This window comes from Photorhabdus sp. P32 (assembly GCF_038085095.1).
GTDB lineage: Bacteria > Pseudomonadota > Gammaproteobacteria > Enterobacterales > Enterobacteriaceae > Photorhabdus > Photorhabdus luminescens.
In genome coordinates, this window is record NZ_JAZGJN010000186.1 from 1 (window position 1) to 14,112 (window position 14,112).

Annotated in this window: 10 protein-coding genes; all 10 read right to left on the reverse strand. The window is 42.3% G+C overall.

Features of this window, described 5'->3' with window-relative positions; all coding sequences use genetic code 11:
* Nucleotides 1-563, reverse strand: a 563-nt coding sequence (locus V2H77_RS02440) for a hypothetical protein (protein WP_341497522.1), incomplete at its 3' end; no start/stop codon positions are given.
* A gap of 818 nt (nt 564-1,381) precedes the next feature.
* Nucleotides 1,382-2,206, reverse strand: coding sequence for a class I SAM-dependent methyltransferase (locus V2H77_RS02445; RefSeq protein WP_341497523.1), 825 nt, complete (start codon nt 2,204-2,206; stop codon nt 1,382-1,384).
* 11 nt (nt 2,207-2,217) lie between these two features.
* Complete coding sequence (locus V2H77_RS02450) at nt 2,218-3,372, reverse strand: cysteine desulfurase family protein (protein ID WP_341497524.1); 1,155 nt, start codon at nt 3,370-3,372, stop codon at nt 2,218-2,220.
* 13 nt (nt 3,373-3,385) lie between these two features.
* Nucleotides 3,386-4,270, reverse strand: a complete 885-nt coding sequence (locus V2H77_RS02455) for an LPD16 domain-containing protein (RefSeq protein ID WP_341497525.1) — start codon at nt 4,268-4,270, stop codon at nt 3,386-3,388.
* 1,046 nt (nt 4,271-5,316) lie between these two features.
* On the reverse strand, nt 5,317-6,771 hold the full coding sequence (locus V2H77_RS02460; protein ID WP_341497526.1) for an amino acid permease: 1,455 nt from the start codon (nt 6,769-6,771) through the stop codon (nt 5,317-5,319).
* Nucleotides 6,772-6,869: 98 nt separating this feature from the next.
* Nucleotides 6,870-7,856 (reverse strand): succinylglutamate desuccinylase, encoded by a 987-nt coding sequence (astE, locus tag V2H77_RS02465; RefSeq protein WP_341497527.1) that lies wholly within the window; start codon nt 7,854-7,856, stop codon nt 6,870-6,872.
* A 12-nt stretch (nt 7,857-7,868) separates the two neighbouring features.
* Entirely contained in the window at nt 7,869-9,212 is a 1,344-nt protein-coding gene (gene astB, locus V2H77_RS02470; RefSeq protein ID WP_341497528.1) for an N-succinylarginine dihydrolase, read from the reverse strand.
* 49 nt (nt 9,213-9,261) lie between these two features.
* A complete protein-coding gene (astD, locus tag V2H77_RS02475) occupies nt 9,262-10,737 on the reverse strand; it encodes a succinylglutamate-semialdehyde dehydrogenase (protein WP_341497529.1) in 1,476 nt (491 codons plus the stop codon).
* 2 nt (nt 10,738-10,739) lie between these two features.
* The gene (astA, locus tag V2H77_RS02480; RefSeq protein ID WP_341497530.1) at nt 10,740-11,771 is read right to left on the reverse strand and encodes an arginine N-succinyltransferase; all 1,032 of its coding nucleotides are present in this window, start codon (nt 11,769-11,771) and stop codon (nt 10,740-10,742) included.
* A 21-nt stretch (nt 11,772-11,792) separates the two neighbouring features.
* Nucleotides 11,793-13,001, reverse strand: a complete 1,209-nt coding sequence (locus V2H77_RS02485; RefSeq protein ID WP_341497531.1) for an aspartate aminotransferase family protein — start codon at nt 12,999-13,001, stop codon at nt 11,793-11,795.
* Nucleotides 13,002-14,112: the final 1,111 nt, after the last annotated feature.

Genomic DNA, 14,112 nt, shown 5'->3' on the forward strand with positions numbered 1-14,112 from the left:
AATACATTTCCTATTCCAATTCGCCTATATTCGGCATCACAACTTGCCGATGTTCCTGTTACACCAAGCCCGTATGTTCCTCCGCCCTCAGCTTTATACTGACAGTGATGTTTGGTTGTAAAATCATTATATAACCAACTGGGTTCTATCGTACTAAACTCAATAACAACACCCGGATTTCTATTTGTCAGGTAACTCTGTGAATAAGTGTATTCAGGGGCAATACCGCAGAAACTTGCCTGTGTAACACAAGGGATATTTGTATACTTATTCCCGTCAAATGCTATATATTCATTTAATCCCATCCCACGATACCAATACATCGCTTTTTCTGCCACATTATCACGTTTCGCCGCTTTACTGTTTGTTAATGTAACTTTATTCTGTGTGTTTGCCGTGACGGTAAGTGTGCAATTTTTATACATTGACATCACTTTAGTACCAGCTAACCCATTTTGAGTTATTATTCTTTCTATCTGTATATCTGTCGTACATGCCATACTAAAACTACTTATAGCTAATAAAAACGGGGAAATAAGGAAAACCTTTTTATTTAAATTCATATTTTTCTCCTTGCTTTAATTATGATTTTGGTATCCAATGGAACGATAATAAGTTCCATCGTTATTATTAATATGCCTATATACAGTCTTTTAAAAAAATATACCCGTCATCTTTCAAATTGCCTCTTTGTTGGCTGCACTCACTCACCCCAGTCACATAGTTATCTATGCTCCCGGGGATTCGCTCCATTGCCGTCGCGATACATCTTGAAATCCATAGGGTATAATAACTTAATTCACAATTCCGCTATCAATAAAAACTTAGCAACAAAATAACATTACAATATAAACCATTTAATTTAATAAGTTTATCTTGTTATTTTCCAACTTAAATAAAAGTAGGTTACTAAATCAAAAAATACAAACTCCGATATACTTAATAAAACTTTAATTTAAATATCAAAAGTAAGATAACATAGAAAAAAACAAAACAATTTCAATCATCTATATAATTAACAACCAGAGAACCATTGCAATATTATATATGCAATTAAACAATCATTATATTTTTATGCCATAATAATCTAAAGAATATTTTCTCATTATTATAATGACATCGCCAAAGTGCATAAAAGTTTCATTGATAATAAAGACCAATAACTATTTATCTCTCTTTATAATATATCTCTCAACGAAAATATTTTTTTCTATTTAAATGACACACTTCCTAATAACTCATATCCGTTTTTATTTAAAGAAATCAGCGGAGCTGCGGGCATAATATGTTGTCTAATCAGAACGATTAAACCGGGCATCCAGCCCGGCAATAGTGAAAATAAAGAGGTAGGATACAATCTACCCAATCGAACAGGGAACAATCATGGACGATAACCAATAAAGGCCATACGGGAAAGCCTCCGTTCGATTGAAACTAACTGAGTGGTGGTCAAGAAGTACTGCATACGTTCGAACGCCTCTTCACCCTCTATTGCGGTGAGCCGTTCCCTACGCTCCTCACGCGCGGCACGCCAGCGCCCACTAAGTTCAACAACACTTTGTGTAAGGTCCACCTGCTTTTCAAGGCAAAGACCTGCTTCGCTGATTAAACGCTCGTTCAATCCGACTGGGCTATAGAGGAAATAACCTGGCATGCCACGTGTCACTATCTCCTCTTTACTAAGCATGCCCGTTACTAAAGTAGGATCAGTATATAAGAACCGTCCGCCTGGCTTCAGTAGTCGGCGCCACTCACTCAGCAAGGCCAATCGATCCGGAATATGAATTACAGAGTCGATGCACCATAGCGCGTCAAAGGTGCCGTCAGGAAATGGCAGAGGCTGACGAACATCACTATCGACGAAGTTGCTTCGATCTTCCAGCCCGAAATCTACCGCAAGTTGCCGGGAGGTAAGGAGGCCAGTAGGATGAATGTCAACCCCCGTCACTCTGCAACCGCTGGTCCTTGCCAGAAACAGGGCCGTCCCGCCGGACCCACTGCATACATCCAGCACATGAGAACGGTCAGATAATTGAAGCCATTGAGAAAACTGTCTAAATTCATCAGCAGAAGACCAATTGTTCTGCCCAAGGTCTTCGCCATAAGTCTCTTTGCGTACCTCGGATACCGCTTCCGCAGAGAAACTACCGAAAGCCCGCTCGTAAAAACCAGTGCCAGAGCTTGAGGAAGAAGTTTGCATAGTCATGGATAATGCTCCTAGCGAATAGAATTTAATCGGAAGACGAGGTGTTCAATTGCGGTGTCCAGTATCGCATTATCAAGATCCGGATCAAAACAGAACCGAACCGACGCATTGGCCTGAGCTGAGCTCAAACCAATGCCGGTAAGCACGTGCGAAGGCTGTAGCTCCGCGGAGTTGCAGGCTGAACCTGACGATATAGCTACCTGATACAACCCAGATATCAGCGCCTCCGAAGCGATACCTTCGAACTGAACGTTCACAACGTATGGGGAACTGCAAGAGAGATCGGTATTCAACACTGCGTTCGGTACTCTTTGATGAAGGCGAGTAATGAAATAGTCTCTCAATGCAGTGACTTTTGCCTGGCGTTGCATAAGGGCCGACTGAACCATCTGGCACGCAAGACCAAACCCGACAATCAACGGCGTTGGCAAGGTGCCGCTGCGCAAATGATTCTGACCGCCGCCATAGATGAAGGGCCTCAAACGTGCAGCAATACGCGCATCGACGAAGAGTGCCCCAATGCCTTTCGGCCCTCGCATTTTGTGGGCAGAAAACGAAAGCATATCAATTCCCGTTTTCTTGACGTTCATGGGAATTTTGCCGATAGACTGGACCGCATCCACATGTAGCCAAGCACCTGCTCGACGCGTGATGGCGGCGATTTCATCCACCGGCTGAACGGTGCCTAGCTCGGAATTCACATGAGCAATACTGACAATACGGGTGTCGGCGGTCAGTTTAGTCATGACATCTTCCGGTTGTACCCGACCACTGGCGGCAACCGGCAGGTACTCGACAGCAAGCCCCCGCCGAGCCAACTCTTTACCAACGAGCAACACAGATTTGTGGTCGATGGGGCAAAGTAGCGCCCCCGCAGGAGCGCATTCGTTGTGAGCAAAACTCGAAAAAAGAGCGATGTTGTTGGCTTCTGTAGCGCCCGATGTGAAGACAATTTCTTCCGGGCGGGCGCCGATGAGAGACGCAACTTGTTGGGTGGCGTTCTCAATCGCATGCCGGGCGCGACGCCCCATTACATGGGCAGAAGAAGGATTACCGAATTCATGCTCCATATAGAATCGCATGATGTCGACAACCTCGGGAAAGCACGGTGTCGTGGCACAATGATCCAGATAGATGGTGCCAGTCGGTTTTTCATTGACATTCATACACGACTCCCTATCAGGAAGTGAAGACGGCAACGTTAACGAGCTTCGAGTAGATCTCTTGTGTCTGCATCTCTCCGCTTCCACCTGGATCTGCAACAATCACCTTCATACCCGAAAGCCCATACAGAGAGAGCGCGGTACTTACCCCTGTTTTGACCGGTTGGAAGCATTCACCGGGGGCAAAGATCACCAAAAGGCGATGTTTTGCCTTATAGACCTCAGAGATCATCTCCGTGATCTCTCCCGCGCATCCGGTAACGCCGCAGGTAATGAGAGGCCGATAGTCACCATTTTCGTCCACAAGGGAAATTTCGGTTCCGGCATCAGGGCCATTGTCGAGAACGCGACGATTTAACAGCCCGGCTTTGACTAACTTATCGGCACTTTTCTGGAACCGGTATTTCAGCCAAGTCTCTGGATAGGCAATAGGATGTTTTCGGCTTGCCAGCATATTTCGTTCAGAAAATTGCCCGCTACGCTCTAAGACAGATTGGTATGAGGCTGGAAGCGTAGAGAACTGTTCGTAGAAGGCACGCCTTAATTCGGATGCGGGTCCACTGTCACGCGAAACGTATTGCCAATCGTTGATAAGCAGCAGGAATTTAATCGCTTCGAATTGGTTTTCAAGCTGCTCTGCGATTCGAACGCCAAGTTCCCAAGTGTATCCAGGAAAGATCCCTACGCGTCGCTCAATTTTTTCTCGCATGGGCGAGCTATTTTCTTCAATAACCCCCGGTACAAGGCATCCTCGGTCTTCGTCAAGGAAAAGCATGAAATGCCCTGCCATAATGACGAGATCCGGATGTGGAACATTAGTGACTTCGGTGAGAATAAGGTCGAGTAGCTCAGCCTCGGATTGAACCAGACGGTGGCTGTTTGAGATGTTAATTTGCTGCATATGCGCCTATATCTATATTATTGGTTTTATTAGAAATTTAAAGGCTGTATTATAGTTATGGAAACCGTATAACCCATTTCAACTTTCCTGGTGGATTGCTGAATTTCACTCACTATGAACATCCTCCTCCCTCACAACAGTTATCAATTATCTACTGACAATTGATAATAGATTATATATTTACATATAATCTATCATACAACAATTAATAATATTAATTATAAATCTATGCCCTGTACTATTTAATATACACTAACAGCCAAGATTGATGTTGTATATCCTTGCTGTAGAGAGGCCAAAGGCATTGATTAAAACGGTCATTGAATATCCAAATATCAATACTGCCGATATCATGACTTCTAACTATTCTATTTCAACCACAAGTTTACAAACCCAATAAAAATCAATAATAACAAGCCATTCCATTCCCACAATGACATTTTACAAACATATTATTGCGCTTATATTCAAACCACATCATGTATTCTCCTTACACTAAACATTGACATTATTTAACCAATTTAGCGTGACATTTTTTTATGATAGACGTCCAGCCTGTCGATCGAACATTATCAGTAAATAATCCAAAACAAATTAAAAAATTTGATGATAAATAAAATAAATCATCAATAAATTTAATTAAAAATCAATAAAAGCACCGAAATCATGAATATCCGATGCTGGATTCAACTAATAATCACGTAATATGAAAGCCAGATTGGTAGCGAAAGGCTAAACATTTTGTAGATGCAGGCTATTCAGATTCACAAATGCTCAATCGGGAGTGAGATCAGCAGAAATAACGCAGCCTTGATTGAAATATCAGTAAGGGCAGATTCCTGCCCAATATACCCAATGGATTTCAAGATGCATCGCGACGGCAAGGGAGCGAATCCCCGGGAGCATAGATAACTATTATCACTTAAGGTAACTCTTTGGTATCCCATGCATACCATGCAATCAAATGAGTTGTTTCAGCTAATATGAGATCACTATTGAAGCCATTTTTCTATCTGCTTCAAATTTATTATTTCTCAATTGGCTGGTTATGAACGAAAATTCTCTTTCGCTATCTGATAACGTTGTTCTTCCTGCGCCTCATTTTTCTTTTTTACGCGCCACAAAATACTTAACGCAATAAACCATAAAGGCGTGCCACAAAGTGCGATCAGGGTATCCGGGTCAAAAACCATTACCACTACAGTAAAGATGAAAAAAATCAGGGTTATCCAAGTCATTAGCACCCCCAAAGGCATCTTAAATATTGAACGCTTATGCATATCAGGGTAATTCTTACGATAAGCTAAATAGGCAATCAAAATCACACACCAGCTATAAATCACCATAATCGAAGCAACGGTGGATACAATAGTAAATAACTGCATGACATTCGGTACGATAAACAACAGTGACGTACCAACCACCATACAGAAACAAGAAAATATCAGACTATGTACAGGAATTGCGGTATTGCGGGAAAGAATTTTAAATTTCCGGTGTGCATTCTTTTCCGTTGATAAGCCATAAAGCATACGCGTGCAAGCATATAATCCACTATTAGCAGAGGACATTGCCGACGTTAATGCGACAAAATTAACCACTGCGGCAGCAGCAGGCAGACCCGCCAAAGCAAATAGCGTCACAAAAGGGCTGGTTTCAGATGAGATCCGCCCCCAAGAAGTGACGGCAATAATGCTTAACATGGAGAAAATATAGAAAATCATAATTCTCATCGGGATATAATTAATGGCTTTCGGCAATATCTTTTCCGGATCTTTTGTTTCTGCCGTCATCGTGCCAACTAACTCAACACCGGTAAAAGAAAAAATCGCTATTTGAAAACCGGCAAAAAAACCAAAAATACCATTTGGCAGAAATACAGATGGATCAGTTAAATTATTCACAGAGGCGATCATACCATCCGGTGATTGCCAACCTACCATCACCATACCAACGCCAATAATAATCAACGCTAAAATCGCAATAACTTTAATCATGGCGAACCAGAATTCAGCTTCGCCAAATAAGCGGACAGAAAGAAGATTACAAGTACCAAGTAAGCCTAGTGTTAAAAATGCCGGCACCCAAAGAGAGACGCCGGGAAACCAATATTGAATATATCCGCCGCACACCACAACATCAGCAATACAAGAAACAATCCAACTCATCCAGTAAGTCCAGCCGAGAAAAAAGCTGGCTTTTGTGCCTAAATAATCCGATACGAAATCAGCAAAAGAACGATAATTCAGTTTAGTCAGGAGCAATTCGCCCATTGCCCGCATCACCATATAGACAAAAAAACCAACAATCGCATAAGTAATAATGATCGATGTACCAGATACGGCAATGGTTTTTCCTGATCCCATAAATAAACCGGTGCCAATAGCGCCGCCAATGGAAATCAATTGAATATGACGCGCACTCAACCCTCGATGAAGCGTTTGTGTATCAGCAAATTTCTCTGCCGAAAGGTTTTGTTGAGTTTTATTATTTTTTATCATGATTATACCCGTCCGTCATTAAATAAGCAGTTGACTGCTAAATTTTCCTGAAAAAGAAGTTACCACGGCTTCAGGAAAAAAATGGAACAATGTTTTATTTATTTAATTATTTTTTCATTTAAAGCAAGTAACAATCCTGCTCGTAATCCATTAGCAACCTCAGCATTAGGAAATAAAATAAATTTCGCCGGAAATTTAATTTTCCAATGGCGATCATGCTGGCTGGCAATTTCAAATCCTTCTGGCAATTCAGTAAAGTTCAAGGTATCTGCGGGTATATGAAGTTGAAAACTGTTGTGACTCTTAATAATGGAATTAATTACTTGGTAATGTTTCAGTTCAGATTTAATACGTGCTGTTATTGGAGATAAAGACATTAAACCATAAAGAGCATCCGTAATTTTTTGAAATCTGGCTAAATCATTTTTTCCAAAAGACATGGCTTTACCCATCTCCATCGTACAGCTATCCGCCCCAAATTTTTCACTCAGAAAATGGCTGAAAGTCCCGGCTTTCTCTCGATGGTAAACGAGCGCATCAATATCGCTGTCATGCAACCATTGCATAAATTCAGCAGAAAAAGGACGATTCTGAGCAGGCAATAACGCAAATTGCTCATGGTGAGAAGCGCGTATAGCGGTATGCAGATCAAGATGCCAGCGAATATTTGTCGACGACACCGAAGGTTCAGCAAAAAAACGACTCACAACATCTTCAAGTTCAGCCGCACGCAATCGCTCATTCCCCAACGGAAAATTCAGGTAACGGCCACCAAACATACGATTCAAATCATGATGTAAATAACGTCGATTCGAACGCATCGCAGGCAAATTACCGAAGATGATCAACAAATTATTTTTTAGTGTTAATGTGCCATCCGCTAACTGCGCGAGTAACTGAATCAATATTTCAATGGGCGCAGTTTCATTACCGTGAATACCCGCAGAAACCACCAGAGACCGATTTTCCCCTTTATGGGGAATCAGTTGCAGTACACCTTCTGCCAACCAATGCGCATTCATTGTTTTTGGAAACGTCAGGTGGTCGGCTAATTTTTTTTCAAGCAATAACGTTAACAGATTCATATCTGCTCCAATTTAGCGCTGAAATTCATAGATTGACCCTAAATTCAGGATCTGCGTGAGCTCATCCAGAGCGGTATAAACTTCACGAAGTAATTGAGGATCAGCCAGATCACTGGCACATAATTCGTCACGATAATGGTGTTCTATCCATTCGGTCAGGCGTTCGTAAAGTTGCGTATTCATCAATGTTGCGGGATTGACAGCACGAAATTCAGCGTCGTTTAATACCACCCTCAAACGCAAACAGGCCGGGCCGCCGCCATTGCGCATACTTTCCCGCAGATCAAAAACACGGACTTCATTAATCGGTGAAGAGGTTTGTGCAATCAGCGACTGTAAATAGGCCCAAACAGCAGCGTTTTGACGACACTCTTCAGGAACCACAATCATCATTTTTCCATCGGTTTTACTCAGTAACTGACTATTAAAGAGATAAGAATCAACCGTATCTTTAATGCTGATCTGCTCAGCAGGCACCTCAATCGTGACAAAATCCTGTCCCAACATCGCCATTTTCTGTTTAATTTCAGTCAGCGCTTGTGACTGATTAAGATAAGCATACTGATGGTGAAAAAGGACATTTCGGTTGCTGACCGCAATCACATCGTTATGGAAAACACCACTGTCAATGGCGACCGGGTTTTGCTGGACAAAAACGGTTTGTGCCGGATTAAGCTGATGCAACCGCGCAATAGCTTCACTGGCTTCTAATGTTTGCCGCGCAGGATAACATTCAGGTGCCGGACCGCCGCGAAACACGCTACGGCCATAGACAAACACCTGTACGCCGGGCTTATCATAATCACCGCCAAGGCGATTATGGTTCGCCGCCCCTTCATCACCAAAATCTTCATGTTGTGGAAGAGCCTGATGATGGACAAAATAGTTTTGATCAGCAAAGGTGGCTTGTAATGCGGCGGCCGTCGTTTCCACTTCCAGCGAACGGTGCAATTTGTTGTTTAAATTCGCTACCGTGAAGTGAACCCGCCGATCGCCGCTATCCGCCGAAGGTGATACGGTTGCCGCATTTGCTGTCCACATGGATGAAGCCGAACTCAGTTTTGATAATAACACTGGAGAATATTTGGCTGCTTTATGAAGTATCTGCTCATCACTGCCGACAAAGCCTAAATTACGTAAGGCAGGGATATTAGGGCGTTGTTGCGGAGGAAGTATTCCCTGAATAAACCCCGCATCAGCCAGCGCTTTCATTTTCATCACACCTTGCAGCGCGGCTTTACGCGGGTTAGATACGCTGTCCTTATTATTAATGGAAGCCTTATTACCCACTGAAAGCCCCGCATAATGATGGGTCAAGCCGACCAACCCATCAAAATTTGCTTCAAAACCAGCCATAAATCCCTCTGAAAAAATTGTATAAGTTGAAACCTATCCCGTTAAACGGTTAATCAGGGAAACAGATTCCCGGCGCAAGCGTTTCAGGTAAAGTGAGTTCATCGGCAACCAGAGATGCCATAGGCCAGGCACAGTAATCGGCAGCATAATAAGCACTAGGTCGGTGGTTTCCTGACGCGCCAATACCGCCAAAAGGCGCTTTACTGGAAGCCCCGGTTAACGGCTTATTCCAGTTCACAATGCCCGCTCTGGCATCTTCCAATAGGCGTTGGAACAGGGCCGCATCCGGTGAAATTAAACCGGTAGCCAATCCGAAGCGGGTGTTGTTGGCGAGCGCCAGCGCTTCATCAAATGTGTCATAACGCATAAGCATGAGCAGCGGCCCGAAATACTCTTCATCAGGGAGATCAGCGATTTGGCTAACATCAATAATCCCCGGCGTCAGTAATGTTGATTGCGGATCGCATTGTTCCAGCGAAACTAGCGAGATGCCGCCAATTTTTCGTAACCGATCTTGAGCTTCCAATAGATTCTGCACAGCCTGTAGAGAAATGACTCCCCCCATGAACGGTTGAGGTTGGGCATCCCAATGGGATGGTACGATCCGCTTTGTCACCGCCGCCAAACGCTTAATCACCGCATCGCCATGTGCGCCATTTTTTACCAACAATCTGCGGGCGCAGGTGCAACGTTGACCGGCGGAGATAAATGCTGACTGCACAATGGTGTAAACAGCGGCATCAATATCGTCGCAAGCATCAACTATCAATGCATTGTTTCCCCCCATTTCAAGCGCCAACATCTTCTCTGGTTGACCGCCAAGCACGCGGTGAAAGTGAAAGCCCGTATTGGCGCTCCCCGTAAACAGCACGCCATCAATTTGCTTATCCTCCAGCAATGCTGTCCCGGTACTACGCGCACCCTGAACCAGATTGAGCACACCTGCGGGCAAACCCGCTTTTTCCCACAGTTTCACCGTTTCTTCCGCGGTCATCGGCGTCAATTCACTCGGTTTAAACACCAGCGTATTACCCGCAATGAGCGCAGGAATAATATGACCATTAGGTAAATGCCCAGGAAAGTTATACGGACCAAAAACCGCCATCACACCATGAGGACGGTGACGCAGTAAGGCACGGCCATCAGGCATAATCGTTTCTGACTCACCGGTACGCTGTTCCCACGCTTCGATAGAAATAGCCGCTTTACCTATCATGGATTGTATTTCAGTCCGAGTTTCCCATAAGGGTTTACTGGTTTCCTGACTGATAACACGAGCAAGCGTTTCTTTTTCCTCATTCAGTAAAGCCGCAAACGTCTGTACGACCTTAATCCGCTCACTGGCGGGCAAATGCGACCAGCCATAAAATGCCTCACGGGCAGCATGACAAGCAGCTTTGACTTGCGAAGCATCGGCACTGTTAGCCTGCCACAGAATCTGTTGATCTATTGGGGAAAATTTAGTTATTGACTCACCCTGCCCCTCAATCCATCTTCCCCCAATGTAATGTGCTTTATAATTCATGTTTAATTTTCCTTTGGAAAGAGACTAACCAGTCGCACCTGCTCCCCATCACTGACTTGAAGCGCATCCATCTCAGCAGTTGTTAAAAGAAGTTCATTACTATCACCCGCCACATTCAATAACAGCGCTCGAAATTCACTAAATTGCTGATTGGCAACAATGCAAGAAACACCATCGTCTCTGGTCACAGATTCGGCTTTACTGACGGAAACGAGACGGCTCTCTTTTACTGCACGTATCCGGTCAATTTCAGCCTGTAATAAAGCGCCGCCATCAAAAATATCAATATGACCTTGATAGGTAAGACCTTCTTTTTCAAGAATTGCCCGCGCCGGTACTGTTTTCTCATGGACCTGCCCAATCACCTTCTGCGCCTCAGCCGATAATAAGGATATATAAATAGGGTGAAGGGGCATGAGTTCCGCAATAAAGGTTTTTGATCCAATACCGGTTAAATAATCTGCCTGAGAAAAAGGAATGCCAAAAAAATGTTGTCCCAATGAATTCCAAAAAGGGGAATTTCCTTGTTCATCTGCAACCCCCCGCATTTCAGCGAATATAATTTTAGAAAAAATATCCCTAAATGCGGCGATAAAAAGAAAACGGGCTTTAGAGAGAAATGTCCCATTTTTTTCCTTATGATATTCTGGATCAAGGAATAAGGTGCACAATTCACTGTTACCGGTCTGATCTTGTTCCAACGTTAACGCTTCTATAGATTTATAAATTCCCAATTCACGTGATGAACGAACGGTTTTTTGTACCCGAAAATTATAAAACGGCTCCTCCAGCCCAACCGCCACTTCGATGGCGCTGACACCCGCTACGCGATTCACGCTGGTATCTTCCAGCACAAACAAGAATCCCTGTTGAGCTTGGAGCAGTTTCCCCTCGAAAGTATCAACGCTACGTGCAATGCGTGAACGTAATTGCGCCAGGTTATTGGGAAAAGATGTCAAACCTATACCAGCACGCTGAGATAAAGCCTGAACCCCATTTAAGTCACTATGCCGGACAGCTCGGAAAAGCATCATAACGTCACCTTCAATTTACTATTAACCTACAAACCGCATAATGGCGCTTTCAAGACGAACCAGACCTTCATCGATATCAGCAAAGTCGATATTTAATGCCGGTGCAAAGCGCAACACATCTGGACCCGCGATCAAGGCAATTAGTCCCTCCTCTGCTGCTAAGTTAGTTAATTGTTTCGCCTTACCCTGCCAAGCCTTATCCAATTCAGCGCCTAAAAGCAGCCCTTTCCCCCGCAAGCAACTGAATATTTGGTAACGCTGATTCAGTTTCGATAATTTATCCATAAAGTAGTCATGACGTTGTAAAACACCGGTAAGCAGTTCCGCCTGATTAACAATGGAAAGCACCTTATCGGCAACTGCTGCCGCCAGAGGATTACCGCCAAACGTGGTGCCGTGTGTTCCAGGTTGAAAAACCGCGGCAATATGTTGTTTTGTTAACATAGCGCCGATAGGAAAACCGCCGCCGAGACCTTTAGCACTGGTAAGAATATCAGGCTCGACACCATATTCCTGATAAGCATAAAGGTATCCTGTACGGCCTACCCCAGTTTGAATTTCATCAAAAATAAGCAGAGCCTGAAAACGATCGCATAAAGTGCGTAATTCCTGCAAGAATGCAGGATCTGCGGGAATAACACCGCCCTCGCCAATAATAGGTTCGACAATAACCGCACAGGTATTTTCAGAAATGTGTTCTCTGATTGCAGATAAATTATTATAAGGAAGATGTGTAATTTCTTGCGGAAGGGGGGCATAATCTTGTGAATATTTTGGCTGCCCTCCTACTGTAACGGTAAATAATGTTCTACCATGAAAGGAGTCTTTAAATGAAATAATCTCATTCTTATTTTTTCCATATTTATCAGCGGCATATTTTCTAGCTAACTTTAATGCTGCTTCGTTAGCTTCCGCCCCTGAATTACAGAAGAATGCTTTATCAGCAAAAGTATTTTCCACAAGTCTTTTTGCTAATTTCAGGACAGGTTCATTGGTGTAACCATTACCTATATGCCATATTTTATCAATCTGAGAAATTAACTCATCCTTTAATTCAGGATGTGCATGCCCTAATGAATTAACCGCAATTCCACCGGCAAAATCGATATATTCCTTGCCATCTTGATCCCATACTTTCGAACCCTTGGCCCGAACAGGTATGAACTTAGCCGGAGAGAAACAGGGTACCATATAGTGATCAAACCAACTTCTCTGGATATTTTCTAACATAGATCATTTCCCCTTAAAATAGAGAGTACACGGACGAGAGAAAGTAATATGCCCCGCATCATTTTTCGTCTCACACTTACACAACTTATTAATGTATGCCGAGGAAAAGGCTTACCAAGCTGAAACCTAAAAAGCCTTAAAAATAATAGAATTACAGGATCTATTTAATATTATTCTTATTAATCCCATGACTATTTCCTAAAAATAGTTGCACAGCCACTAGACAGATACTGTTGTCCGCACTTAACAAAGTCAACACAAGTTATACACAAAAAAAATACTTTTTGATCTCGTTCAAACTTCCAAAAAGTATTTTTATGCACAATTTATGCACTTTATGTGAATAAAAAGCGAATAGAAAGTGAATAAATTAAATCCACTACTTATAGATGAAGCAAATAAATAAATAATTATTCATTAATAACGTCAGAAATTTATCTACTCAAATGTAAAATAAAATTTGACGGAATTTAATTTTCAAAAATCAGAGAAAATAGATAACCAAAACAATAAAATAAGTGAACAATCTGACAATAACTTAATATAAAATTAACTATCCAGTTAAGGAAATTGATTATATCTAAATGCCCCTAAACTCCAGACAGCAACAATGCCGCTACCTGATTAGATTATTTGTAACAAATTGATCGCACTGTATCCTATCTCAATGAATTATTTAGATTAGAGAAATAGGTAAAATATTTTCAAGTGAAAATTATTCAATAGCGATTATCACTTTCCTCGACCTTGCTTTACATAGAAAAAACCCAACAACTAATTCATAGCGAATGATCACATCATCGCTAAAAAATTAATTATTTCTTAATATATTAGCATTTAAAATAATTACTAACGCGCTATTTTAGACATTTAATTAACTACTTTTCTGGGCTAATGAGCAATGGATAATATACTACAGAACCACTTTATAGCTGAAATATATAAAGTGATTTTTGCCGTTAATTTATCACTACAAATAAGAAACTCCATTTCTTCCTATTTTTTATAATAATCTCATTTAATTTGCTAAACTTCATAATTAAAATCGTAATCATTACCTGAATTTATTATGTACGAATGTTAAATAACATTATACCCTTCATCTTTCAAG

Bases quoted from the DNA above. Each gene is read 5' to 3' on its own strand.
- V2H77_RS02445 (WP_341497523.1), bottom strand. From the start codon at position 2,206: ATGACTATGCAAACTTCTTCCTCAAGCTCTGGCACTGGTTTTTACGAG.
- V2H77_RS02450 (WP_341497524.1), bottom strand. From the start codon at position 3,372: ATGAATGTCAATGAAAAACCGACTGGCACCATCTATCTGGATCATTGT.
- V2H77_RS02455 (WP_341497525.1), bottom strand. From the start codon at position 4,270: ATGCAGCAAATTAACATCTCAAACAGCCACCGTCTGGTTCAATCCGAG.
- V2H77_RS02460 (WP_341497526.1), bottom strand. From the start codon at position 6,771: ATGATAAAAAATAATAAAACTCAACAAAACCTTTCGGCAGAGAAATTT.
- astE (WP_341497527.1), bottom strand. From the start codon at position 7,856: ATGAATCTGTTAACGTTATTGCTTGAAAAAAAATTAGCCGACCACCTG.
- astB (WP_341497528.1), bottom strand. From the start codon at position 9,212: ATGGCTGGTTTTGAAGCAAATTTTGATGGGTTGGTCGGCTTGACCCAT.
- astD (WP_341497529.1), bottom strand. From the start codon at position 10,737: ATGAATTATAAAGCACATTACATTGGGGGAAGATGGATTGAGGGGCAG.
- astA (WP_341497530.1), bottom strand. From the start codon at position 11,771: ATGATGCTTTTCCGAGCTGTCCGGCATAGTGACTTAAATGGGGTTCAG.
- V2H77_RS02485 (WP_341497531.1), bottom strand. From the start codon at position 13,001: ATGTTAGAAAATATCCAGAGAAGTTGGTTTGATCACTATATGGTACCC.